Source organism: Baekduia soli, assembly GCF_007970665.1.
In the GTDB taxonomy this organism is placed as follows: Bacteria; Actinomycetota; Thermoleophilia; order Solirubrobacterales; family Solirubrobacteraceae; genus Baekduia; species Baekduia soli.
In genome coordinates this window covers 1092871-1116574 of the sequence record NZ_CP042430.1, presented here as the reverse complement: position 1 = coordinate 1116574, position 23704 = coordinate 1092871, and the positions used below count along the sequence as shown (strand labels likewise).

At 74.6% G+C, this 23704-nt stretch carries 20 protein-coding genes and 2 riboswitches; of the genes, 7 read left to right on the top strand and 13 right to left on the bottom strand.

All coding sequences use genetic code 11. The annotated features are described in order from the left end of the window. The first annotated feature begins 72 nt into the window (after positions 1-72). Positions 73-210, top strand: a riboswitch (cobalamin riboswitch). A 40-nt stretch (positions 211-250) separates the two neighbouring features. The 5 genes from FSW04_RS05190 to FSW04_RS05170 are packed head-to-tail and all read left to right on the top strand — an operon-like array spanning position 251 to position 4435. After that, positions 251-469: a CbtB domain-containing protein gene (locus tag FSW04_RS05190; protein WP_146916958.1), complete on the top strand. Its 219-nt coding sequence runs from the start codon at positions 251-253 to the stop codon at positions 467-469. Positions 470-478: 9 nt separating this feature from the next. Next, positions 479-1234 carry a CbtA family protein gene (locus tag FSW04_RS05185; RefSeq protein ID WP_146916956.1) on the top strand — a complete coding sequence of 252 codons (756 nt, stop codon included), beginning with the start codon at positions 479-481 and terminating at the stop codon, positions 1232-1234. A 35-nt stretch (positions 1235-1269) separates the two neighbouring features. Further along, entirely contained in the window at positions 1270-2298 is a 1029-nt protein-coding gene (locus tag FSW04_RS05180) for a precorrin-3B synthase (RefSeq protein WP_187369262.1), read from the top strand. Further along, the gene (locus FSW04_RS05175; protein WP_146916952.1) at positions 2295-2921 is read left to right on the top strand and encodes a precorrin-8X methylmutase; all 627 of its coding nucleotides are present in this window, start codon (positions 2295-2297) and stop codon (positions 2919-2921) included. Before FSW04_RS05180 ends, FSW04_RS05175 begins: the two co-directional genes overlap by 4 nt. Further along, a complete protein-coding gene (locus tag FSW04_RS05170; RefSeq protein ID WP_146916950.1) occupies positions 2918-4435 on the top strand; it encodes a precorrin-2 C(20)-methyltransferase in 1518 nt (505 codons plus the stop codon). The genes FSW04_RS05175 and FSW04_RS05170 overlap by 4 nt, the downstream gene beginning before the upstream one ends. Here FSW04_RS05170 and FSW04_RS05165 read toward each other — a convergent pair. Genes FSW04_RS05165 through FSW04_RS05105 form a run of 13 tightly spaced genes read right to left on the bottom strand, consistent with a single transcriptional unit; the run spans position 4420 to position 20871 of the window. Continuing rightward, complete coding sequence (locus FSW04_RS05165) at positions 4420-5163, bottom strand: cobalt-precorrin-6A reductase (protein WP_146916948.1); 744 nt, start codon at positions 5161-5163, stop codon at positions 4420-4422. The genes FSW04_RS05170 and FSW04_RS05165 overlap by 16 nt on opposite strands. After that, positions 5160-5912, bottom strand: a complete 753-nt coding sequence (gene cobF / locus FSW04_RS05160; protein WP_146916946.1) for a precorrin-6A synthase (deacetylating) — start codon at positions 5910-5912, stop codon at positions 5160-5162. Before cobF ends, FSW04_RS05165 begins: the two co-directional genes overlap by 4 nt. Beyond that, entirely contained in the window at positions 5909-6658 is a 750-nt protein-coding gene (gene cobM, locus FSW04_RS05155) for a precorrin-4 C(11)-methyltransferase (RefSeq protein ID WP_228430907.1), read from the bottom strand. Before cobM ends, cobF begins: the two co-directional genes overlap by 4 nt. A 2-nt stretch (positions 6659-6660) precedes the next feature. After that, positions 6661-7857: a precorrin-6y C5,15-methyltransferase (decarboxylating) subunit CbiE gene (gene cbiE / locus FSW04_RS05150; protein ID WP_146916942.1), complete on the bottom strand. Its 1197-nt coding sequence runs from the start codon at positions 7855-7857 to the stop codon at positions 6661-6663. Next, positions 7854-9416 carry a bifunctional adenosylcobinamide kinase/adenosylcobinamide-phosphate guanylyltransferase gene (locus FSW04_RS05145; protein ID WP_187369261.1) on the bottom strand — a complete coding sequence of 521 codons (1563 nt, stop codon included), beginning with the start codon at positions 9414-9416 and terminating at the stop codon, positions 7854-7856. The genes cbiE and FSW04_RS05145 overlap by 4 nt, the downstream gene beginning before the upstream one ends. Further along, complete coding sequence (locus FSW04_RS05140) at positions 9413-10795, bottom strand: cobyrinate a,c-diamide synthase (protein ID WP_146916939.1); 1383 nt, start codon at positions 10793-10795, stop codon at positions 9413-9415. The genes FSW04_RS05145 and FSW04_RS05140 overlap by 4 nt, the downstream gene beginning before the upstream one ends. Further along, the gene (locus tag FSW04_RS05135; RefSeq protein ID WP_146916937.1) at positions 10792-11646 is read right to left on the bottom strand and encodes an alkaline phosphatase family protein; all 855 of its coding nucleotides are present in this window, start codon (positions 11644-11646) and stop codon (positions 10792-10794) included. Before FSW04_RS05135 ends, FSW04_RS05140 begins: the two co-directional genes overlap by 4 nt. Then, the gene (gene cobO / locus FSW04_RS05130; RefSeq protein WP_146916935.1) at positions 11640-12359 is read right to left on the bottom strand and encodes a cob(I)yrinic acid a,c-diamide adenosyltransferase; all 720 of its coding nucleotides are present in this window, start codon (positions 12357-12359) and stop codon (positions 11640-11642) included. Before cobO ends, FSW04_RS05135 begins: the two co-directional genes overlap by 7 nt. Then, the gene (locus FSW04_RS05125; RefSeq protein WP_146916933.1) at positions 12356-14140 is read right to left on the bottom strand and encodes a VWA domain-containing protein; all 1785 of its coding nucleotides are present in this window, start codon (positions 14138-14140) and stop codon (positions 12356-12358) included. The genes cobO and FSW04_RS05125 overlap by 4 nt, the downstream gene beginning before the upstream one ends. Continuing rightward, positions 14137-17886 (bottom strand): cobaltochelatase subunit CobN, encoded by a 3750-nt coding sequence (gene cobN, locus FSW04_RS05120; RefSeq protein ID WP_146916931.1) that lies wholly within the window; start codon positions 17884-17886, stop codon positions 14137-14139. The genes FSW04_RS05125 and cobN overlap by 4 nt, the downstream gene beginning before the upstream one ends. Then, positions 17880-19397, bottom strand: coding sequence for a cobyric acid synthase (locus tag FSW04_RS05115; protein WP_146916929.1), 1518 nt, complete (start codon positions 19395-19397; stop codon positions 17880-17882). The genes cobN and FSW04_RS05115 overlap by 7 nt, the downstream gene beginning before the upstream one ends. After that, positions 19394-20281 carry a cobalamin biosynthesis protein gene (locus tag FSW04_RS05110; RefSeq protein ID WP_146916926.1) on the bottom strand — a complete coding sequence of 296 codons (888 nt, stop codon included), beginning with the start codon at positions 20279-20281 and terminating at the stop codon, positions 19394-19396. The genes FSW04_RS05115 and FSW04_RS05110 overlap by 4 nt, the downstream gene beginning before the upstream one ends. A gap of 5 nt (positions 20282-20286) precedes the next feature. Further along, positions 20287-20871 (bottom strand): histidine phosphatase family protein, encoded by a 585-nt coding sequence (locus tag FSW04_RS05105; RefSeq protein WP_146916924.1) that lies wholly within the window; start codon positions 20869-20871, stop codon positions 20287-20289. A gap of 51 nt (positions 20872-20922) precedes the next feature. Beyond that, a riboswitch (cobalamin riboswitch) is annotated at positions 20923-21048 on the bottom strand. 6 nt (positions 21049-21054) lie between these two features. On the opposite strand from FSW04_RS05105, the gene cobT reads away from it, so the two are divergent. Continuing rightward, positions 21055-22824, top strand: coding sequence for a nicotinate-nucleotide--dimethylbenzimidazole phosphoribosyltransferase (gene cobT / locus FSW04_RS05100; RefSeq protein ID WP_228430905.1), 1770 nt, complete (start codon positions 21055-21057; stop codon positions 22822-22824). Next, complete coding sequence (cobS, locus tag FSW04_RS05095) at positions 22821-23558, top strand: adenosylcobinamide-GDP ribazoletransferase (protein WP_146916922.1); 738 nt, start codon at positions 22821-22823, stop codon at positions 23556-23558. The genes cobT and cobS overlap by 4 nt, the downstream gene beginning before the upstream one ends. Positions 23559-23704 lie beyond the last annotated feature (146 nt).

Genomic DNA, 23704 nt, shown 5'->3' with positions numbered 1-23704 from the left:
AGGCGTCAACCTCTCGCGCGGCGATCGGGATGGGCTCCTCATTGTCAAAGATCCGATCCCGGCGGTTGCGGTCGCGAGTCCGATGGCTATGATGCGCCAGCGTGTGATGGGCGAGGAAGCCGGTGAAAGACCGGCGCGGTCGCGCCACTGTGATCCGCTCCGAGCTCGGGAGCGGGAAGCCAGACACTCGGACATATCACGCGAGCCGATCACCGACGACGGGACGCAGAATCCCGTAGGAAGGCACCGCATGTCCGATGTCACCCTCGATCGCCGGGGCAGCACTCCGGCGGTTCCCATCGTCTCCCCGCGCGAGTTGCTGCCGTACGCGCTGTTCGCGGGCGTCCTGATGATGCTGCTGATCTTTTTCGTCGGTGCCGAGGAAGGCGCGACGTCGATCATCGGTGGACATTCCGTGCACGAGTTCGTGCACGACGCGCGTCACCTCCTCGGATTCCCCTGCCACTAGGGGCCCGTCATGACACGGTCGCTCCTGATCAGGGGCATGATCATCGGCGCCTGCGCCGGCCTGCTCGCGTTCGCGTTCGCTCGCGTCTTCGGCGAGCCCCAGATTCAGCACGCCATCGACTTCGAGAGCTACCTCGCGCGTCTGCACCACGAGCCCGAAGGTCCCGAACTGGTCTCTCGCGGAGTCCAGCGCTCGTTCGGCTTGCTGACCGGGACGCTGTTCATGGGCGTTGCGCTCGGCGGGATCTTCTCGCTGACCTACGCATGGGCCTATGGCCGCATCGGCAACATGAGCCCGCGATTGACCTCGCTGGTACTCGCCGCTGCGGCGTACCTCACGATCGTCCTCGTGCCGTTCGCCAAGTACCCGGCCAACCCGCCGGCGATCAGCAACCCCGACACGATCAGCAAGCGCACCTTGCTGTACTTCACGATGATCACCATCTCGATCCTCGCCGCGATCGCGGCGAGGCGGATCTGGCGGGCCGGCATCATGCGCCTCGGAATGTGGAACGCGACGCTGGTCGCGGCCGCCGCGTTCCTGGTGGTCATCGGGGCCGCCGAGCTGATCCTGCCGCGCATCCTCGAGACGCCCCAGGGCTTCCCGGCCGACGTGCTCTATCGCTTCCGCCTCGCGTCGCTGGGGATCAGCCTCACGCTGTGGACGACCATCGGGCTCGGCTTCGGCGCCGCCGCCGACCGACTGCTCGCGCCGGCCGTGCGGCGAGCGGCCGAGCCTGACTCGACAGCCGCGCCGGTCGGCTGACGGCCACGCTGTCCTCGGGCCCGATGTCGACGCCGATGGCGCGCGCGCCCGCCGATCGCTGCCCCGGGGTGCTGCGTCTGCACCCCGCGGGCGACGGCGGGCTCGCGCGCGTCCGGCTTCCCGGCGGCATCCTCACCACCCGGGGGTTGTCGGCCGTCCGGTCCGCGGCCGCTCTGGGCAACGGGCTCGTCGAGATCACCTCGCGAGCCAACGTCCAGGTGCGCGGCCTTGATCCCGCCGCGGCCACCGAGGTCGCCGACGTCCTGTGGTGCGGCGGGCTGCTGCCCTCACCGGAACACGACCGCGTGCGCAACATCGCCGCCGCGCCGTGGGCCGGACCCGAGGTGCAGGCCTTGGTCGGCGAGCTCGACCGGCTGCTCTGCGCCGACCCCGCGCTCGTCCAGCTGTCAGGCCGGTTCCTCTTCGGCGTGGGCCCCACGACCGGGCCGGTGCCCGACGTCGCGGTCATCGACGACATCCTGATTCTCGACGGACGCCCGACCACGCTGCGGGGCGACGCGGCGTCGATGCTCGACGCCGCGCGGACGTTCCTCGCGCACGCCGACGGAGCGTGGCGGATCGCCGACATCCCCGACGGTCCGCAGCGGGTCGCCAGGCGGCTCGGCGGCCGTGTCGTCCCGGGAGCCGCGCCGCGAGCGCCGGCGATCAGGCTCGGCGTCCACCACGACGCTGTCACGGTGCTGCCGCCGCTCGGACGGCTCGACCTTCGGCTCCTCGACGTGGTGGCCGCCCACGGCGAGCCCGACGTCCGGCTCTCCGCCCGCCGCACGGTGACGTTCGCGGGCGACCGCGGTGGCGACCTGCTCTCCGTGCTGGACCGCAAGGGGTTCGTGACCCAGGAGTCGTCAGGCTGGTGGGGGCTGTCGGCGTGCGCGGGGATCGGGGCGTGCCCGCGCGCCGAGCTCAACGTGCGCGCCGAGGCGACCCGCCGCGCGGCGCAGCGCGCGCCGGGAGCCCCGCCCGAGCACTGGTCGGCCTGCGAGCGCGGCTGCGGTCGTCCGGACGCAGCGATCGAGCGAGGCATCGCCAGGAGCCCGAGATGATCGACTACATCCGAGACGGCGCGGAGATCTACCGGCGGTCGTTTGCCACCATCCGCGCCGAGGCCCGGCTGGACGGCCTCGACCCGGTGCTCGAGCGCGTCGTCGTGCGCATGATCCACGCCTGCGGCATGGTCGACCTCGTCGACGACATCGCGGCCTCCGACGGCTTCGGCGCCGCCGGCGAGCGGGCACTGCGCGCGGGAGTCCCGATCCTCTGCGACACGTCGATGGTCGCGTCTGGTGTCACCCGCTCGCGGCTGCCTGCAGGCAACGACGTCGTGTGCACGCTGTCGGATCCGTCGGTCCGCGGCCTGGCCGCGGAGCTCGGCACGACCCGGACGGCGGCGGCGCTCGAGCTCTGGCGCGAGCTGCTGCCCGGATCGGTCGTGGTGGTCGGCAACGCGCCGACGGCGCTGTTCCGGCTGCTCGAGCTCGTCGAGGACGGCGTCGCGCCGCCGGCCGCCGTCATCGGCATCCCGGTGGGGTTCATCGGGGCCGCCGAGTCCAAGGCCGCCTTGGCCGAGCACCCTGCGGCGCTCGAGCACGTGGTCGTCCACGGCCGTCGCGGGGGCAGCGCGATGGCCGCCGCGGCCGTCAACGCCCTAGCCAGCGCCGCCGAATGACCGCCGGGCGCCTATACGGGGTCGGGGTGGGGCCGGGCGACCCCGAGCTCGTCACGCTGAAGGCCCAGCGGCTGATCGCCGCGGCCGACGTCATCGCCTACCCGGTGGCCAAGCGCACCACGAGCCCGACGACGAGCCGGGGCGTCGCGCGGACGATCGCCGACCCGCACCTTCGCGAAGGGGTGCTTGAGGTCAAGCTCGTCTATCCGATGACGATCGAGCCGGCCGACCACCCAGGCGGCTACGAGGCGGCGATCGCCGAGTACTACGACCGGTCGGCCGCCGAGCTCGCCGAGCACCTCGACGCCGGTCGCGACGTCGTGGTCCTGTGCGAGGGCGACCCGTTCTTCTACGGCTCCTACATGTACGTCCACGAGCGCCTCGCGCATCGCTATGAGACCGAGGTCGTGCCGGGCGTGACATCGTTCAGCGCGGCCGCAGCCGCCGCGGGCGTGCCGCTGGTCAAGCGCGACGACGTCCTCACCATCATCCCGGCGACGCTGAGCCGCGACGAGCTCGCCCAGCGCCTGCGCGACAGCGACGCCGCGGTCATCATGAAGCTGGGGCGCACCTTCCCGGGCCTCGTCGAGGCCGCTCGCGATGCCGACGTAACCGACCGCGCCATCTACGTCGAGCGGGCCAGCTCGGCCGTCCAGCGCGTCGTCCCGCTGGCCGATGTCGATCCGGAGAGCGTCCCCTACATGTCGCTCGTGTTGGTCCCCGGAACCTGGGGCACCGAGCCCGCCGTGATGGCCGCCGGCTCGGTCGCCGTCGTCGGCCTCGGGCCCGCGGGGCCGCAGTGGCTGACGCCCGAGGCCCGCGCTGAGCTGGCCGCCGCGGACGTCGTGGTCGGCTACAAGACCTACGTCGACCGCATACCGGCGCGAGCCGGGCAACGGCGGTTTGCCACCGACAACCGCGTCGAGGCCGACCGGGCCCGCCACGCGCTCGAACTGGCGGCCGATGGCTCGCGGGTGGCCGTCGTCTCCTCCGGTGACCCGGGGATCTTCGCGATGGCCTCCGCGGTGCTCGAGCAGCTCGAGGCGGCCGACGGCGCGCTCGGGCACGTCGACGTGCGCGTCGTGCCGGGGCTGTCGGCGATGCAGGCCGCGGCGGCCCGCGTCGGCGCGCCCCTCGGGCACGACTTCGCTGTCGTCTCGTTGTCGGACATCCTGAAGCCGTGGCCGGTGATCGAGCAGCGCTTGGACGCCGCGGGCGCCGGCGACCTCGTGCTCGCGCTCTACAACCCGGCCTCGCGCACGCGGCGCGACCAGCTGGTCCGGGCCCTCGACGTCCTGCGCCGCCACCGTACGTCCGAGACGCCGGTGGTCATCGCCCGCGCGGTCGGCTCGCCTGAGGAGGTGGTGACGATCACGACGCTCGGCGCCGTCGACGTGCACCTGGTGGACATGCGGACGCTGCTGATCGTCGGCTCGTCGACGACGCGCGTGATCGCCGCGTGCAACGGCCACGCGGCGAAGGTCTACACGCCGCGCAGCTACCCCGAGACCTGAGCCACGGCCCAGGCGGCGGCGCGGGCGACATCGGCCACGGTCGACGTCACGGGCCGCGGTGGGCGGCGCACGACGACCACCTCGATCCCGGCCTCGCGCGCGGCCTGGAGCTTGGGCGCGGTGTGGTCGCCGCCGCTGTCCTTGGTGACGAGCAGGTCGACCTCGTGCTCGCGCAGCAGCGCCCGCTCGCCGGCCAGCGTGTACGGGCCGCGGTCGAGCACGACCTGGTGCGCCCGCGGCAACGGCGCATCGGGCGGGTCGACGCAGCGGATCAGGCACCAGGCGTCAAGCGCGGCGAAGGCGGCCAGGCCCTGGCGTCCACTGGTTACCAGGACCCTGCGCGCGGCCGCCGCGTTGACGGCGCGTGCGGCCTCGTCGAGGTCGTCGACCCAGGTCCAGTGGTCACCGGAGCCGGCGGTCCAGCCGGGGCGCTCGAGGCGCAGCAGCGGCGTCCCGGTCGCCGCGGCCGCGGTCGCGGCCGACGCGGAGATGCGCTGGGCGAACGGGTGTGTCGCGTCGACGACGGCGGCCACTGCGTGCTCGCGCAGCCACGTCGCGAGTCCCTCGGTCCCGCCGAAACCGCCGATCCGGACCTCGCCGACGGGGAGCCGCGGACGGGCGACACGGCCGGCCAGCGACGAGACGACCGCGATCCCCGCGCCCTGCAGCTCGGCGGCCAGTGCACGCGCCTCAGCCGTCCCGCCGAGGATGAGGACGCGTCCGCTCATCGCTCGCGGCGCAGCAGGTAGGTGTCGAACATCCAGCCCTTGCGCTGCTTGGCCTCCGTGCGGACGCGCACGATCTCGCCGGCGACCTCGCCCAGCGGGCCGGCGATGAGCAGCTCGTCCTCGGTGCCGAGGAAGGCGCCCCAGTAGATCGTCAGGCCATCCGGCGGGAGCGTCGCGAAGGCCGTACCGGCGTCGAGCATGACCACCACGTCGTCGACGTCGTCGGGCAGGCCGCCGGCCAGCAGCCGGGCCGGCGTGATGAGGACCGGCCGGCCGACACGGTTGAGCGGGATGCGGTGGCGGGCGGTGAGCGCGTGGACGGCGCTGACGCCCGGGATCACGTCGTAGGTGATGGTGTCGTCGGCCAGCTCGGCGACGACGGCGAGCGTCGACTCGTACAACGACGGGTCGCCCCAGACGAGGAACGCGCCCGTCTGGCCGTCGGCCAGCTCCGAGCGGACCTCCGCGCCCCACACGTCGCGCCGCTGCTCGCGCCAGTGCGCGACGGCGGCGCGGTAGTCGGGCGCGTCCCGCCACGGGCGCGGCGGGTCGGCCAGCTCGACCGCGCGGTACGGGCCGGTGGTGCGATGGCGGGCGACGATCGCGCGGCGCAGAGCGACGAGCTCGTCCGTCCCGTCCTTGGTCACCAGGAAGAGCACGTCGAATCGGTTGATCGCGGCCACGGCCTGGATCGTGACGTGATCGGGATCGCCGGCACCGATGCCGATGAGCAGCAGCTCCCGCATCACTCGCGCGCGCGGGCCTTGGAGTACAGGTGACTGTTGCGGAAGCCTGCGGCGGCCAGCGCAGGGCCGACGAGGATCGTGGCGGTGCGCCGCACGCCCGCGTCCTGGACGCGCCCGGCGATGTCGGCGAGCGTGCCGCGCAGCACGAGCTCATCGAGCCAGCTCGCGCGGGCGACGACCGCGGCGGGGCAGTTCGCGCCGTAGTGGGGGATCAATGCCGTGGCGATCTCGTCGATGGCCTGTGTGCCGAGGTGGATGACCAGCGTGGCGCCGTGGGCGGCCAATGAGCCCAGCTCCTCGCCGGGTGGGATCGCCGATGCCCGCCGGCCGTGGCGGGTGAGGATCACGGTCTGGGCCACCTCGGGGATCGTCAGCTCGGTGCGCAGGGCCGCGGCGGCGGCGGCGAAGGCGGGCACGCCGGGCGTGAGGTCCCACGCGATGCCGAGCTCGTCGAGGCGGCGGGCCTGCTCGGCGACCGCGGAGTAGATGGACAGGTCACCCGACTGCAGGCGGGCGACGTCAAGGCCCGCCTCGTCGGCGGCGACGTACTCGGCGACGATCTCGTCGAGATGGAGGTGTTGGGTGTCGACCAGCCGGGCGCCGGCCGGGGCGTGGGCGAGGATCTCGTCGGGCACCAGTGCGCCGGCGTACACGCACACGGGCGCGGCGGCGATCAGTTGCGCGGCGCGGAGGGTGAGCAGGTCCGGGGCGCCCGGGCCGGCCCCGATGAAGTGCACGACGGCGGGCACGGTCAGGCTCCCTTCACGGTCGCCCATTGGATGACGGTCATCTGCGCTCGCCAGCCGGTGAACGTCCCGACGGGTTCGGCGTGGGCGAGGTCGATGCGGGTCAGCGTGCCTCCGTGGACGTCACGGGCGGCTGCCGCGGCGCGCTCGCCCTCGAGCGTGACGGCGTTGGCGACCAGGCGACCGCCGTCGGGCAGCGCCGACCAGCAGGCGTCGAGCAGGCCCGGCGTGGTGATGCCGCCGCCGACGAAGACGACGTCGGGACGGGGCAGGCCGGCGAAGGCGCCGGGGGCGTTCCCGGTCACGATCTGCAGCCGCGGGACCCCGAGCGCGAGCGCGTTGGCGGAGATGTTCTCGGCACGGTCGGCGCGGGCCTCGACGGCGATGGCCTCGGCGCTGGGCTCGATGCGCAGCCACTCGATGGCCACCGAGCCCGATCCGGCGCCGACGTCCCACAGCCGCTCACCGGTCCGCGGGGCCAGCGCGGCGACGGTGAGCGCCCGGATGTGGCGCTTCGTGATCTGGCCGTCGGAGCTGTAGGCGTCGTCGGGCAGCCCGGGCGTGCGCGGGTGCCCGGCCGCTCCGGTGACGGTAACCGCGACGAGGTGCAGCGCGTCAGCGACCAGGCCGGTGGCCTCGCCCGCCGTCGTCTCGACGCGGCGCTCGGCCGGGCCGCCGAGCTGCTCCAGGACGACGAACGGGCTCGCGGCGAAGCCGTGCTCGGCGAGCACGCGTGCGAGGCGGGCGGCCCCGTCGCTGCCGGTGACCAGGACGACGAGGCGCCGGCCGGGCTGCAGCGAAGCGATGACGGTCTCGGGCGGGCGGGCGACGAGGCTGACGAGCTCGACGTCGGCCTGCGACCAGCCCAGGCGGGCGCAGGCCAGCGAGAACGACGACGGGTGGGGCAGGACGTGCACCTGGTCGGTGCCGGCCTTGCGGACTAGCGTGGCTCCGATGCCGTGCAGCGTCGGGTCGCCGCTGGCGAGCACGACCACGTCGCCCAGGCTTCCCGAGGCGACCTCGTCGACCGCGGTCTCCATGGGCGAGGGCCAGGCCCGGCGCTCAGCCGCGATCTCGGGTGGCAGCAGTCCGAGTTGGCGCTCGGCCCCGAGTATCATGCGAGCGCGCGCGAGTGCATCCCGTGAGGGCCCGGCGAGGCCGGCCCATCCGTCGGCGCCGATACCCACCACCGTGATGGTCATGCGAGCGCTCCGGCGACCGCGTCGGCCAGCCGCGCGTTGGCTCCCGGGTCGCGAGCGGTGACCCGGACGTGGCGGGCGTCGAGGCCGGGAAATGAGGCGGCGGGCCGCACCGCGATCCCCTGAGCGCGCAGGGCGGCAACCAGCGCCTCGCCGTCATCGACGGCGATGAGCACGTAGTTGGCCGCGCCCGGCCAGATGCGCACGCCGTCGATGGCCGCCAGGCGCGCGTGCAGGTCCTGGCGCTGGTCGGCGGCACGCCGGGCGATGGCACTGAGCTCGGACGGCGCCGCGGCGGCCGCAGCCAGGGCCGTCAAGGCCAGGGTGTTCGCGGACCATGGGGGCCGCACGGCGCGCAGGCGCTCGGCGATCTCGGCGTGGGCGATGGCGTAGCCCGCGCGCAGGCCTGGGATGCCGAGGACCTTGGTGAGCGAGCGCACGACGATGACGTCGGGCAGTGCCCGGCGCGCCAGGGTGCCCGGCTCGCCGGGCACGAGGTCCATGAACGCCTCGTCGACGACGACGACCCGTCCCGGACGGCGCAGGGCCAGGACTGCGGTCGCGGGATCCAGGGTGCCGCTCGGGGAGGCGGGGTTGCCGACGACCACGAGGTCGGCCGCGTCGGGCACGCGGTCGGGCTCGAGCGCGAAGCCTCGGTCGGGGTCACGCTGCACGCGGACGGTGGGTACGCTGTGGGCGCGCAGGCCGGCCTCGGCCTCGGTGAAGCCCGGGTGCACGCAGGCGGCCAACGTGGGGCGCAGTGCCGGCCCGAGCAGCCACAGCGCCTCGGCGGCGCCGTTGGTCGGCACGATCTCGCCCGATGCGCGGCCGTGCAGCGCGGCGATCGCGGCGATCGCCGGTCGCTCGTCGGGGTAGCGTCCGACCTCGGCCAGGGCGCCGTTCAGCGCCGCCTGCAGCCAGCGCGGCGGCCCGCCGGCGACGACGTTGACGGCGTGATCGGCATCACCGGGCCGCACGTCACGGTCGCCGTGGCGCCGTAGCGCGGCATCGGCAGGGCCGGGAGCGGAGCCGGCGACCGGCACGACGCGTCCGGCGACGATCAGGTCGACGCGGTCGGCGTGGGCGGCGAGGCGCTGCGTCGCATCGCCGAGCAGGTCGAGCCACGCCCGGGATGCGGCGTCGGGCGGCAGCACGCCCTCACCGGCCTGCTCGGCGACGACGATGGCGTGCGCGGCCGTGGTCAGGGTGGCGGTGGTACGGTCGAGGTCGTCGGCGATCTCCTGCGCGATCGCCGGCAGGCGCGACGGGTCGCCGAAGCCGCCGCCGCGATGGATCCGGGTGGCGATCCACGGCCCGAGGCCGTCGACCAGGACGCAGTCCTGCGCGCCGGAGACCGCCTCGGCGAGGCTGCCGTCGGCCTCGACGGTCGACCACGACCCTGGGCGCCGGGCCACGTGCGCGTCGATGCGCGCGCGCATCGACGCGTCGCTGCCGTCGGCCGTCGCCACGTAGCGCACGGGCAGACCCGTCGCGGCGGCCAGCGCCTCGGCGTGCGCGCTCTTGCCCGACCGGGTGCCCCCGAGGACGAGCGTCAGGGTCATGCGGCCGCGTCGCGTGCCGAAGCGGTCGCCGCCGCGCGGGCGAAGGCGTGCGCGATCGCCGGGTGGGCGGCCCAGTGGACGTGCAGATAGGACGCCTGGACGGCGCCGCGGACGATCCCCTCGGGCTTGGAGACCGCGCGCGTCGAGAGCCGCCACGCCGCGGGCGCGCGCGGATCGCGGGCCTGCACCTTGGAGTAGTGGAACTCGTGGCCGCGGACGCGCTGACCAGGGGTCAGCCAGGGGGTGGCGGTGGCGACCTCCGCCTCGCGGTAGCCGAGGGTCAGAGGGCCCTCCGTCATCGTGCCGCGCGCGGGCAGCACGCCGCACATCGCGTGGCCGTCGAGCTCCTCGCACAGGTACAGCAGCCCGCCGCACTCGGCCAGGATCGGCCGGCCGGCGGCGGCAAAGCGGCGGATGTCCTCGCGCAGCGTCGCGTTGGCCGCGAGCTGCTCGCCGAAGATCTCCGGAAAGCCGCCGGCGAGCACCAGGGCTCCGGCGCCGTCGGGCAGGTGCGCGTCGGTCAGCGGGTCGAACTCGGCCAGCTGCGCGCCGGCGCCGGTAAGCAGCTCGAGGTTCTCCTGGTAGTGGAAGGAGAACGCCGGCCCCCTGGCGACGGCGACGCGGACCTGTCCCCGCTCACCCACTCTCGGCCCGTCGGCGTCGGGGCGCCACGCAGGGCCGGGCGTCTCGGGCGCGCTGCCGGCCAGGCGGACGACCGCATCGAGATCGGCGTGGCGCGCCATCGCCTCGGCGAGGGCGTCGAGCGCGGCGCGGGCCTTGGGCTCGCGCTCGGCGACGGGCACGAGGCCGAGGTGACGCTCGGGCGTGACGACACGCTCGTCGCGGCGCAGCGCGCCGAGGACCGGAAGGCCGCTGTCGGCGACGGCCTCGCGCAGGAGCTGCTCGTGGGTGTCGGAGCCGACCTTGTTGAACACCACGCCGGCCACGTTGACGTCGGGGTCGAAGGTGCGAAACCCGTGGACCATGGCGGCTGCGGAGCGGGCCATGGCCGAGGCGTCCAGGACGAGCAGGACCGGGGCGTCCAGGAGCTTGGCGACGTGGGCGGTGGAGGCCAGCTCGCCGCGCCCGGAGGCGCCGTCGAACATGCCCATGACGCCCTCGATGATCGCGATGTCGGCGCCGGCACCGCCGTGGCGCAGGAGCGGAACCATGAGCTCGGGGCCGCTGAGGAAGGCGTCGAGGTTGCGGCCTGGGCGCCCGGCGGCCAGCGCGTGGTGGCTGGGGTCGATGTAGTCGGGGCCGACCTTGAAGCCCTGGACGGTGAGGCCGCGGTGGCGCAGCGCGCCGATCAGGCCGCAGGCGACGGTCGTCTTGCCCGCGCCGCTGCTGGTGCCGGCCACGACCAGGCGCGGGATCACGCGGGCACCGCCGACCGGGCCGGTCCCCAGCGGACGTGAGGGACAGGCACGGCGTCGTGGCGCCCGGTGTCCGGGTCACAGCCGTGGTCGGGGCAGATGCGCAGCGTGCCGTCGGCGTCGTCGACGAGCGCCGCGAGCGGCCCGATGAGCTCGGCGTCGACGCGCTCGAGGAAGGCGACCTTGGCGGCGCGGTCGCGCCGGTGGGCGGCCTCGTCGGCGCCGCCCACGTGAACGACGACGCGGTCGCGACGCTCGGCGACGCCCGCGCGGGCGGCGTCGAGCTTGGCGGCCAGGTCGGTGTCTACGTCGCCGGTCGCGGCGTCGGGGACGACGGTGTCGGCGCCGAGCAGGCGCGCGATCCCGATGGCCGCGCCGCGGGCGCCGATGACGAGCGTGCGCGCGTCGAGCACGCGCGGGAGCGTCGCGCCGCGCGGCCAGACGACCAGCTCGTCGGTGGCCACCGGAGCTGCGCCGGCCACCAGCAGGCGGTGGCCACGGAGGTGGTGGACCCGGTGTCCGGCGTCGCGCAGCCTGTCGGCGGCATGGGCCGTGGCCGTCGCGTCGGCGCGGGTGCCATCGGCGGTCCGGACGTCGACACGCCAGGCCTCGCCGATGTCGATGCCGTGCGCGGCTGCCTCGATCGCGGCGCGGTCGACCGGCGCCGCGGGCGTGTGGCCGAGCAGGACGGGGATCGCGCTCTCCGAGCCGGGTTGCAGGCCGGGCGGGACGGTGGTCAGGCGCGTCACCTCGCCCGCCCGCGACAGCGCGTCGAGGTGTGGCATCCGGGCCTGGGCGAGGCTCTCGCCGCACGGGTCGCTGGCGCCGTCGAGGATGAGCAGGACCTCTACCACTCGATCCCCTGCTGGCCGCGGATGCCCTGCTCCATCTGATGCTTGACGAGCGTCACCTCGGAGACGAGGTCGGCCGCCTCGATCAGCGCCGGTGGGGCGTCGCGACCCGTCACGACGACGTGCTGGAAGCCCGGCCGGTCGACGAGCGTCTGCACGACGTCGTCGACGTCGACCCAGCCCCACTTCATGGGGTAGGTGAACTCGTCGAGCAGGAGGAACTCGTAGCGCTCCTGCGCGATGAAGGCCTTGACCTGCTCCCAGCCGGCGCGGGCGAGGTCGGCCGACTCGGTGAGGTCCTTGGAGATCCACGACCAGCCGTCGCCGGTCTTCATCCAGTCGATCCCGCCGAGCGCCTCGGCGGCGCGCTGCTCGCCGACCTTCCACTTCCCGGACTTGATGAACTGCACAACCCCGCAGCGGTAGTCGCGGTTCCAGGAGCGCAGGAGCATCCCGAAGGCCGATGTGCTCTTGCCCTTGCCGTCCCCTGTGACCACGACGAGCAGCGGGCGGTCGCGCGGCTTGCGCCGGCGAGGCTCGGCGGTGCCCCGGTCGTCGGCCGAATGCGGGACGTCGACCCCCGGCGCCGTGTTGCGCAGCAGCGCGATCGGGTGCTCGATCGGGGCGTCCTCGGGGTCCTGGGAGGAACCGGCGCCGCGCAGCGAACAGCGCGCGACGTAGCCCGGCGGGCGTTGGTCGTTGGTGGTGTCGCTCATGCGGCCCTTTCGGGGATGACGAGGCGGGTCAGGTCGGCGCCGGCGGCGTCGGCCAGCGCGGAGGCCAGGCCCAGACGGGCACGGCCCTCCTCGAGGTCGACGACGACGGTGCGGTCGGCGGCCGCCACGACGCCGGCCAGCGCGCGCCGGGCGTGGCCGTCGGGGTCGGCGGCGCGGCCGTCGGTCAGCAAGACGGCGATGCGCGTCCGACCTGCCGCGCGGCCGTGGTCGGCGGCGCGCAGCAGCGCGGCGGCGTGGTCGAGGCCGGCCGCGAGCGGGGTCCGGCCGCCGACGGGCAGCTCGCGGGTCGCGCCGGCGGCGCACTCGAGCGGGTCACCGGGTGCGACGAGCGTGCGCGCGCCCTCGCCGCTGAACGCGACGACGGCGACGAGGTCGCGGCGGGCGTAGGCGCGTCGCAACGCGACCTCGAGCGCGCCCTTGACCCGCGCGAGACGGCGATGCGCGGCCATCGAGCCGCTCGTGTCGACGATGAGGCACAGCAGCGCGCCGCGCCCGCCGCCGTGGACCGGCGTGCGCGGGCCGGGGTCGCCGCGTAGCGCGGCGAGCAGCGTGGGCAGCGCCGCGATCTCGTCGTCGCCGTGCGCCGGGCGGCCATCGACGACGGCGAGCCCGCCGCGCGGACGACGGATCGGTCGCAGCGCGGCCTCGGGCAGTCGCGACGGCACCGGCGCCGGCGTGGTCAGGTGGGGCGGGAGCCCCTGCGGCTCGAAGGGCGCCGGCGGCGGTGGCGGTGTGCCGCCCAGGTCGGGATCGGGCGACCACGCCGGTGGCTCGCTCGCGCTCGCCGGCGCCGGGTCGCGCTCGGCCCGCGGTGGCGGTGCGGGAGGTGGTGGCGCGTCGTCGGCCTCCGCCAGCGCCTCGTCGATGGCCGGGTCGCGGTCGCCGCCGTCGGGCGGCGGCGCGAGCGGGTCGCGGCGCAGGCGGTGGCGCAACGCCAGGTGGGCGGCGCGGTCGACGTGCGTGTCCTGCACCGCGTCGTCGCCGTCGAGTGCGGCCAGCGCGCACGCGGCCTGGGCGCAGACGAGGTCACCGCGGATGCCGTCGAGGTCGAGCTGCGCGCAGACCGCGGCGATGCGCTGCAGCTCGCGGTCGCCGAGCCGGACGCCGGCGACCCGCGCGCGAGAGGAGGCCAGCCGCGTGGCCAGTGCGGCCTCGGCGTCGGCCCACATTGCGGCGAAGGCGATCGGGTCGTTGTCATAGGCCATGCGCCGCCGCACGATCTCCACGCGGGTCGCCACGTCGCGCGGTCCGGTGATCTGCACGCCGAGCCCGAAGCGGTCGAGCAGCTGCGGGCGCAGCTCGCCCTCCTCGGGGTTCATCGTCCCCACCAGCAGGAAACGCGCGTCCTGCACGGCGCTGACGCCGTCGCGCTCGACGGTGACCTCGCCTGCGGCGGCGGCGTCGAGCAGCGCGTCGACGAGGTGGTCGCCCAGCAGGTTGACCTCGTCGACGTACAGCAGGCCGCCGTCGGCGCGCGCCAGCAGCCCGGCCTCGAGCCGGTGCTCGCCGCCCAGCGCCGCGCGCACGTCCAGCGCGCCGACGAGGCGGTCCAGCGTCGCGCCTAACGGCAGCTCCACCAGCGGCGCGTCGGAGCCGAGCATCGGCGCCAGCGCCCGCACGGCCGTCGACTTGGCCGTGCCGCGCTCGCCACGGACGAGCACGCCGCCGACCACCGGGTGCACGGCGCAGACGAGGAGGGCCTCGACGAGGTCCTCCTGGCCGACGATCGCCGACAGCGGAAAGGCAGGTGCGCGGCTCATGACGTGGCCGCGCCTTCCAGCTGATCTTCGAGCGCCAGGTACCGCGCGCGGATCGACTCCAGCGTCCCGCCCTCCGGCTCGGCCCACAGCCCGCGCTCGGCGGCCTCCAGCAGCTTCTCAGCGATGCCCCGCGCGGCCCAGGGGTTGGCCTGGTCCATGAACGCCGCGACCTGCTCGTCGAGCAGGTACTTCTCGGCCACCTGCTCGTACATCCAGTCCGACGTCGTGCCGGTCGTGGCGTCGTAGCCGAACAGGTAGTCGACGGTCGCGGCGAGCTCGGCGGCGCCCTTGTACCCGTGGCGGACCATCGAGCCGATCCACGCCGGGTTGGCGACGCGGGCGCGGAAGACGCGCCGCGTCTCCTCGGCCAGCGAGCGGACCTTCACGCGCTCGGGGTCGGCGCTGTCGCCGAGGTACGCCGCCGGCTCGCGGCCGCCGCGCAGCGCCCGCACGGTGGCGACCATCCCGCCGTGGTACTGGTAGTAGTCATCGCTGTCGAGGTGGTCGTGCTCGCGCGAGTCGACGTTCTTGACCGCGACCTCGATCTGCTCGAAGCATGCGCGCATCGCGCCGGCGGCCGGGACGCCATGCAGTCCGCGGCCGTAGGCGAACCCGCCCCAGGCCTCGTAGACGGCGGCGAGGTCGCGGTCGTCGCGCCAGTCTTGGGTCTCGAGCAGTTGGCTCAGCCCGGCGCCGTAGGTCCCGGGCTTGGAGCCGAAGATCCGCGTCGTGCTCAGCCGCCACGCCTCGGCGGTGTCAAGCTCGCCGGCCAGGCGTGCCGCCTGCGCCCGCGCGTGCTTGGCGACGTAGTTGTCCGCGTCGCGCTCGTCGAGGCCGGCGACCATGGTCACCGCGTCGTCGAGCAGGCCGATGAGGTGGGGGAACGCGTCGCGGAAGAACCCGGAGATGCGCAGCGTGACGTCGATGCGCGGCCGGCCCAGCTCCTCGAGCGCCACGACCTCCAGGCCGGTGACGCGCCGCGAGGAGGGGTGCCACGTGGGCCGCACGCCAAGCAACGCGAAGACCTCGGCGGCGTCGTCGCCCTGGGTGCGCATCGCGGCGGTGCCCCAGGCGACCAGCCCCACCATCTCGGGCAACGCGCCGGAGTCGGCGACATGGCGCTCGAGCACGGCGTCGGCGAGCTTGACCCCGGTGGCGTAGGACAGCTCGGACGGCAGCGCGCGCGGGTCGACCGAGTAGAAGTTGCGCCCGGTCGGCAGCACGTCGAGACGCCCGCGCGTCGGCGCGCCTGACGGCCCGCTGGGAACGTGATGGCCGCGCAGTGCCCCGAGCACGTTGTCGAGCTCGTCGGTCGTGCGTAGCAGCCGCGGGACGATCTCGGTCGCGGCGAAGCGCAGCGCGCTGACCACCCCGACGTCGTCGAGGCCGAGCACCGAGCGGCAGACCTCCTCGGGGCGAGCGGGATCCCAGTCGTGCTCCGACAACGACACCAACAGCGCGTGCTGGGCCTCCTCGAGGCGATCGATGAGGTCGCTGCCGCGGTGCGCCGTGCCGCGGAAGCGGGCGACCAGCCGCTCGCCCCCGGTCGCCCGTGCGCCGGGCGCGGCGACAAGCGCGGGCTCGTCCAACCCGAAGGCCGCGCCCACCGCGCGCCGCAGGCCGGGCACGTCGCCGACGCCGTGGCGGCCGATGGCGGCGACCAGCCCGCGCAGCTGCGGGCCCTCGGGCGCGGCGCCGAGGATGTGCAGGCCGTCCTTGATCTGGACGTCCTTGACCTCGCAGAGGTAGCCGTCGAGGTGCTCGACCAGGGCGCCGGCGTCGTCGGGCCGGTTCTCAATCCCGAGGTCCTCCTGGAGGTTGGCCTGCTCGATCGCCTCCCAGATCTGGGCGCCGAGACCGGGCAGCTTGGAAGGGTCGAGCACCTCCAGGCGCGCGTACTCGTCCATCAGCGCCTCCAGGTCGGCCAGCTCGTCGTAGCTCTCGGCGCGACGCATCGCCGGCACGAGGTGGTCGATCACGACGGCGTGAGCGCGCCGCTTGGCCTGGGCGCCCTCACCCGGGTCGTTGACCACGAAGGGGTAGACGAGCGGCATCGAGCCCAGCGCGACGTCGGGCGCGCACGCGGCCCCCAAGGCCAACATCTTGCCCGGCAGCCACTCCAGCGTGCCGTGCTTGCCGAGATGGACGATCGCGTCGGCGCCCCAGTGGGCGTCGAGCCAGCGGTAGGCGGCCAGGTAGTGGTGCGCCGGCGCGAGCTCGGGGTCGTGGTAGATGCCGACCTGATCGTCGCCGTAGCCGCGCGGCGGCTGGATCAACACCACCACGTCGCCGAGATCGAGACCGGCGATGACCAGGTCGCCGTCGTCGCGGTAGCGGTCGCCCGGCGCCGGGCCCCAGCGCTCCTCCATCGACGTGGTCAGCCGCGGGTCCAGCGTGCCGTACCACTGCAGGTACTCGGCTACGGGGAGCCGCAGCGGCACGGCGGCCAGCACCTCGTCGGTGAGAAACTCGGGGTCGTGACCGCCGCCGGCGATCAGGGCGTGCATGAGCGCGTCGCCGTCGGCAGGGATGTCGCGGACGTCGATGCCGTCCTGGCGCAGCCGGTGAAGCAGCCGGATGGCGCTGGCCGGGGTGTCAAGGCCCACAGCCATGCCGATGCGCGCGTGCTTGGTCGGGAACGCGGTCAGGACGATCGCGATCTTGCGCCGCTGCTGCGTGCGCAGCCGGGCGTGGCGCACGACGAGCTGGGCGAGGCGGTCGCAGCGCTCCGGGTCGGGGACGTAGTGCGGGACGGGCACGCCGACCGGCGAGTCCTCGAGATCGCGCTCCTTGAACGAGATCGGCCCGCCGATGATGCGCCCGTCGAACTCGGGGATGGCGACCTGGGTGGCGGCGTCGATCGGCAGCAGGCCCTCACTGCCCTCGTCCCAGCGCGCCCGCGACATCGTCACCGTCAGGGCCTGGATCACCGGGACGTCGAGCGCCTCCAGCGCCGAGGCGTCCCACGACATCTCCTCCTCGGTCGCCCCGGCCGCATCGCCGCGGTTGGAGCCGCCGGTGGCCAACATGGTGGTGATGAGCGCGTCGACGTGGCCCGCGAAGAGCTCGAGCGCGGGGACGCGGCCGTCGGTGTGGTCGCGGCGCAGCGTCTGCGACCAGACCGCGACGGGGTGGCCGCCCGCGCGGCGCACCGCGGCGCACAGCTCGTCGACGAACGCCGTGTTGCCGGTCAGGCGGTGCGCGCGGTAGAAGGCGATGCCGACGACGGGAGCGTCGGCCGCACGGCCAGCCAGCGCCTCCTCGATGGTCACGTCCCCGCGGCCGGGGAGGTAGACGCCGAGGTCGCCGGCCGCCTGCGGCTCCTCGAAGCCGAACCCGTGCAGGAGCAGCGTGTCGGCCAGGAACCGCAGCATCTGCTCGATGTTGTCCACGTCGCCGGCCAGCAGGTACTCGCCGACCTGGGCCACCACCCCCGCCGGCACCGTCGACAGCACGGTCATCTCGGCGTCGGGCCGCGCCTCGCCGCCGAGCGCGATCAGGGCGATGCCGTCAGCCCGGCAGCGCTCGGCCAGGCGGTCGACGCCGCCCTGCCAGCCGCGCCGGCCGCCGAGCACGCGGATGACGACGACGCGGGCGCCGTGCAGCACCTCGTCGAGGAACGGGTCGAGATCACGCGTGCCCTGCGGGTTGGCGCACCTCACCGTGGGAAAGGCTTCGGGCAGGCGCCGGACGGCGGAGGCGGTGGCCAGGATTTCGGTGTCGGCGGTGGTGATGAACCTCAGCACGTGGCGCCCTCCAGCAGCAGGTCGGGGAGTCCGTCGGGCACGCCGCCGTCGATGAGCGCGGCGAGCCGATCGGTGTCGAGGTGGTGCTCGACGAGGTCGCCGAGCGCGTCGAGCTGGCGCTCACGCTCGGCGGCGAAGGTCGTGTGGGGGGCGGGAACGAACGGCAGCCCCCGGCGGGCGGCGACCCAGCGCAGCAGCGCCCGCCGGGCGTCGTCGTGCTCGAGCACGCCGTGCCAGGAGGTGCCGAGCGTCGCGCCCGCTACGCACCCCTCGGGCGTGCCGTCCGCGGTGACGATGAGCGGATTGCCACCGGCGGCCACGGGGCGGCCGTGGCGGATCTCATAGCCGCCGACCGCGCTGTCCAGCAGCGCGCTGTGGCCGGTGACGGGGCGCAGGACCTTGTCGGCGACAAAGGTAGTGGTCACCGGCAGCAGGCCGAGACCGTTGACGCGGCCCGTGCGTGACTCGACGTCGTCGTCGATCGTCCGGCCCAGCAGCTGGTAGCCGCCGCACACGCCGATGATTGGGTCGCCGGTAGAGGCGCGGGTGGCCAGTGCGTGGTCGAGGCCGTCGGTGCGCAGGCGCTCGAGGTCCTCGACGGTCGCCTTCGTGCCGGGTAGGACGACGAGGTCGGCGCGGGCGATGTCGGCCGCCGCGCGGGTGAAGCGCACGCGTACGCCCGGCTCGTGGGTCAGTGCGTCGAGGTCGGTGAAGTTGCTCATCCAGCGCAGGCGGACGACCGCGACGTCGAGCGTGCCGGTCGCCCCCGGCCGGTCGCGACGGGCGGTCTCGATGGCCAGCGAGTCCTCGGCGTCGACGCCGAGGTCCTCGACGAACGGCAACACGCCGAGCGTCGGGCGGCCGGTGCGACGCTCGAGGTCCTCGAGTCCGGGCGCCAGGATCGACTCGTCACCGCGGAACTTGTTGATGATGTAGCCCGCGAGGTGGCGCTGGTCCTCCGGGGCGAGCGCGACGAGCGTCCCGATGAGCGACGCGAAGACCCCGCCGCGGTCGATGTCGCCGACGAGCAGCACGGGCAGGTTGGCGGCCCGGGCCAGGCCCATGTTCGTCAGGTCGGCAGCGCGGAGGTTGATCTCGGCCGGGCTTCCGGCGCCTTCGCAGACGACGACGTCGTAGCGCGCGCGCAGGTCGGCCAGCGCCTCGGCGACGACCGGGCGCAGCTCGTCCTTGAGCTCCTGGTAGCTGCGGGCGCTGACGTCGGCGTACGGGCGACCCATCAGGATGACCTGGCTCTGCCGTGCCCCGGACGGCTTGATCAAGATGGGGTTCATGGCGACCTCGGGCTCGATCCCGGCCGCCGCGGCCTGCATCGCCTGCGCGCGGCCGATCTCGAAGCCGCCACGCGCGACGACCGAGTTGAGCGCCATGTTCTGGGCCTTGAACGGCGCGACGCGCACGCCTTGGCGACGCAGCCAGCGGCAGATGCCGGCGGTGACCATCGACTTGCCCGCGTCGGAGTGCGTGCCAGCAACGAGCAATGCGCCCTTCATCGCAGCACCGCGCAGGTCAGGAGAGCGGCTGCGCCGACGGCGTGCGAGAGGCGGATCGCGCGCCGCAGGTCGGCGACGGTCGGGGCGCGCCCGTCGCCGAGGGTGGGGCGCTCCTCGGCGACACGACCGTAGGCCAGAGGCCCACCGAGGCGCACCGTCAGCGCGCCGGCGAACGCGGCCTCGACGCGACCGGCGTTCGGACTCGGGTGGTGGCGGCCGTCGTTCCAGGCGGTGCGCGCCGCGGCGCTCGGCGAGCCGCCGACCAGCGGCGAGCAGGCGACGGTCAGCAGGGCGCACACGCGAGCGACGGGCAGGTTCAGGAGATCGTCCAGGCGGGCCGAGGCCCACCCGAACTCGCGGTAACGGGCGCTGCGGTGGCCGACCATCGCGTCGAGCGTGTTGGCGGCGCGATAGCCGAGGACGCCGGCCGGCCCCGCCGCCGCGCCCCAGACGAGCGCGCCGACGACGGCGTCGGCCGTGTTCTCCGCGACCGACTCGAGAGCCCCGCGCACGAGTCGGTCGGCGTCGAGCGCCTCGGGGTCGCGGCCGCAGAGCGAGGGCAGCGTCGCGCGGGCGGCGGTGAGGTCGCCGCGTTCGACCTCGTCGGCCAGCCGGGCGGCGACGCGCGTGAGCGAGCGGCCACCAAGCGCGATCCAGGTCGCGGCCGCCAACGCGGCGTCCCGGCCGAGCCGGCGGCCGGCCAGGCCGCCGACGGCGGCCGCGCCGCCGACGAGCGCGGTGGCGTAGGCGGCGCCCCGAGCGCGCGACGGCGCGTAGGTCATCGCCTCAATTCGCTGGGCCAGGCGGCCGAAGCCCGCGACGGGATGGCCGCGCTGGGGGTCGCCGAGCACCAGGTCGGCGGCGTATCCGCCCGCGAGGGCCACGGCAATCACGCCGCTGCCGCCGTCGGAGAGGTGGTGTTGGTGCGCGTCAGCGTCCAGCGCCCGTCGTGCGCGTGCAACTCGGTGACGGCGAGCGGGGCGACGTCGATGCGCCAGAACGCCTCAAGCGGCGCGCCGAGCGCGTGGACGACCGCGGCCTTGGCGACGCCGCCGTGGGTGATGACCACAGCGCTGCCGTCTCGCTGCGCCTGATCGTCGAGCCAGCGGGCGATGCGCTCTGCGAACTCGACGAGGCTCTCGCCGCCGTGCGGCGCCGCGCCGGGGTCGGTCATCCAAGCGCGGACCGCGTCGGGATCGGTCGCGGTCAACGTGTCGAGGCTCTGTCCGGCCCACGATCCGAAGTCACACTCGGCCAAGGCGGGGTCGACGGTCGGCGCCGCCAGCCCGGCGCACTCGATCGTCTCCAGGCAGCGACGTGCGGGGCTGCTCAGGATGTCGTAGCCCGACGGCAACGACGCTGCGAGCGCCGACGCCGCAGACCGACCGCGGTCGTCGAGCGGCTCGTCGGCCGGGAATGCGAACGCGCGCGTCGCCTCGGTCGGTGCGTGGCGCACCACCACCAGCCGTCTCACGCTGCGATCACCGGGTGCATCGTGTCCTCCACGGGATCGGGCGTCCCGTCATCGAAGGGTCCGCAGCGGCCGAGTTTCTGACTCCCAGGCCTGACGGCCCGGTCACAGTGGCGCGACCGTCCCGGACTTCCACCGGATTCCTCGTCCGCCGCGCGTACCAGGCGCACTCTACTGTTCGACGCCGTGGATGCCGAGGACCGCCTGCTCCGACCGCCGACGCCGTCCGGCTTCGACGCCTCACGCGCCGCCGAACGCGCGGCCGATCCGACCGGCTGGCGCTACCCCGATGCGGTACGCGACGCCGTGCATCAGGTCATCGCCGAGCGACGGGACATCCGCCGCTTCCGTCCCGACCCGGTGCCGGCCAACGTGCTGCAGCGGATCCTCGAGGCCGCTCACCGGGCTCCGTCCGTCGGGTTGATGCAGCCGTGGCGGCTGATCCTCGTGCGGGACGTGGCCACGCGAATGGAGGTGCGCCGGCTGACCCAGCGCGAGCGCTTGCGCCAGGCCGACCGCTTCGACGCCCAGGCCGGGCAGTTCCTGGACCAGAAGATCGAGGGCGTGGTCGAGGCGCCGCTCGGCGTCGTGGTCTGCTGCGATCACGGCGATCCCGGGGTCGAGATCTTGGGTCGCGGCACGATCCCCGAGACCGACGTCTACAGCACGGCCTGCGCGATCGAGAACCTTTGGTTGGCCGCCCGCGCCGAAGGTGTAGGTGTCGGCTGGGTGAGCTTCTACCGGCCCGCCGACCTGCGTGAGCTGCTGGGCATTCCGGCACGGGTCGAGCCGCTGGCCTACCTCTGCCTCGGCTGGCCCGACGAACGGCCCGTCCGGCCGGGCTTGGAATCCGCGGGCTGGGGCGCACGCCTGCCGCTCGCCGACGTCGTCATGGAGGAGCGCTGGCGCGACGACGACGCCGCACCCCTTCTCGATGCGGCTCGGGGACCGAACCGCATCGCGGCGATCGCCGCGCGCGACCGCTCCGACCAGCTCATCAAGCCCGCCGGCAGCCTCGGGGCGCTCGAGGCGCTCATCGAGCGCTGGGCGGCCATCACGGGCGCAGCGCCGCCGCCCGCATTGCGCGCGGGCGTCCTGGTGTGCGCCGCCGACCACGGGCACATCATCCACGGCACCAGCCTCTTCGATCGCGACGTCTCGACGCAGGTCGCAGCGGCCACCGCCCGCAGCGAGAGCGCCGCGGGCGTGCTCGCGCGCCAGGGCGGCCATACCCTGCTCGTGGCCGACGTGGGGCTCGCCCGTCCGACGCCGCCCGGCGTCCGCGACCTGAAGGTCGCCGCCGGCACCGCGGACTTCCTCGCCGGTCCGGCGCTGAGCCCCGGACAGGTCGATGCGGCGTTGCAGGCGGGCGCCGACTTGGCGGCCGAACTCGCCGACGATGGGGTCGGCTGCCTAGCCGTCGGGGAGATCGGCATCGGGAACACGACGACGGCCGCCGCGCTGCTCTGCGCGTTGACCGGCGCGGACCCGGCCGCCGCCGTGGGGCGCGGCACCGGCGTGGACGCCGCCGGGCTTCAGCGCAAGCGCGCTGTCGTTCGGGACGCTCTGGAGCGCCACGGCGCCGGCCTCCACGTGCGTGAGGCGCTAGCCGCCGTCGGCGGTCTGGAACTCGTCGCGCTGACCGGCGCCGTGCTCGAGGCCACGCACCGGCGCCTTCCGGTTCTGCTCGACGGCTACGCGACGGCCGTGGCCGCCCTGGCCGCCACGCGGCTCGACCCCGCCGTGGCCGAGGGAGTGTTGGCCAGCCACCGCTCGGCCGAGCAGGGCCACCGCCTCGCACTCGACGAGCTCGGGCTGGAGCCCCTGCTCGACCTCCGGCTACGGCTCGGCGAGGCCTCCGGCGCGCTGCTCGCGCTCCCGCTGATCGCCGCCGCCGGCGCGCTGCACCGCGAGATGGCGACCTTCGCGGAGGCCGGCGTGTCGGGACCGCGGTGAGGCGACCCCTTGCCGCGCTTGGCCTGGCGATCACGTTCCTGACGATCGTGCCGGTGCGCCTGCGCGAGCCCGTCCCGCCACTGGGGACGGCGGCGGGATGGTTCCCGGCTGTCGGCGCGGCCGTCGGCGCACTGGCCGGCGTCGTGTCCTACCTGGCCGAGCCCCCGCTCGGGCCCCTCGTCGCCGCCGTCCTCGCGGTCGTGATGCTCGTCGTCATCACCGGCGCGCTGCATCAGGACGGCCTGGCCGATTGCGCCGACGGGCTCGGCGTTCGCGGCGACCGCGCACGCCGCCTGGCCGTGATGCGCGAACCCACCGTGGGGACGTTCGGGGTTCTCGCGGTCGCGTTGTGGTTGTTGTTAGTTGTCGCGGCCGTCTCCGGGCTCAACCGCACGCACATGGTGCGTGCACTCGTCGTCATGGCCGCGACCGGTCGCTGGGCCGCGCTGCTGCACGCAACGGCTACGCTGCCGGCCCGACGCGACGGCCTCGGGTCCGGCTTCGAGGTCGGGGTTCTTGGCCTGGCGGCCGGCACGGTCCTCGCTGTGACCGCAGCCGTCGTGCTTGGCGGCATCGGTCCCGGGCTGGGCGCACTCGCGGCGAGCGCCGCCGTCGCCGTGCTCGTCACCGCGTGGTCGCGCGGACGGCTCGGCGGGCGTACCGGCGACACCCTCGGAGCCACAGTCGCGCTGGCCGAGGCCGCGGTCGCTATCGTCCTGCTCGGCGTCTGGTGAGCCGTTTGACGAGGACTCGTGGCGTCCCTCACCTACCTCCGCTGCGGGCATCTGGTCGATCTGACGAGATCGCCCCAGGGCTGCGAGCCGGTCAGGAGTCCGACTCGGCAGCAACGATGGAGTCGACCCGCTCGCCGATGTTGGGC

Excerpts from the sequence above, each read along its gene's own strand:
- FSW04_RS05175 (WP_146916952.1), top strand. The coding sequence starts at position 2,295 with ATGATCGACTACATCCGAGACGGCGCGGAGATCTACCGGCGGTCGTTT.
- FSW04_RS05185 (WP_146916956.1), top strand. The coding sequence starts at position 479 with ATGACACGGTCGCTCCTGATCAGGGGCATGATCATCGGCGCCTGCGCC.
- FSW04_RS05125 (WP_146916933.1), bottom strand. The coding sequence starts at position 14,140 with ATGAGCCGCGCACCTGCCTTTCCGCTGTCGGCGATCGTCGGCCAGGAG.
- cbiE (WP_146916942.1), bottom strand. The coding sequence starts at position 7,857 with ATGACCATCACGGTGGTGGGTATCGGCGCCGACGGATGGGCCGGCCTC.
- FSW04_RS05190 (WP_146916958.1), top strand. The coding sequence starts at position 251 with ATGTCCGATGTCACCCTCGATCGCCGGGGCAGCACTCCGGCGGTTCCC.
- FSW04_RS05115 (WP_146916929.1), bottom strand. The coding sequence starts at position 19,397 with ATGAAGGGCGCATTGCTCGTTGCTGGCACGCACTCCGACGCGGGCAAG.
- FSW04_RS05180 (WP_187369262.1), top strand. The coding sequence starts at position 1,270 with ATGGCGCGCGCGCCCGCCGATCGCTGCCCCGGGGTGCTGCGTCTGCAC.
- FSW04_RS05170 (WP_146916950.1), top strand. The coding sequence starts at position 2,918 with ATGACCGCCGGGCGCCTATACGGGGTCGGGGTGGGGCCGGGCGACCCC.
- FSW04_RS05145 (WP_187369261.1), bottom strand. The coding sequence starts at position 9,416 with ATGACCCTGACGCTCGTCCTCGGGGGCACCCGGTCGGGCAAGAGCGCG.
- cobO (WP_146916935.1), bottom strand. The coding sequence starts at position 12,359 with ATGAGCGACACCACCAACGACCAACGCCCGCCGGGCTACGTCGCGCGC.
- FSW04_RS05165 (WP_146916948.1), bottom strand. The coding sequence starts at position 5,163 with ATGAGCGGACGCGTCCTCATCCTCGGCGGGACGGCTGAGGCGCGTGCA.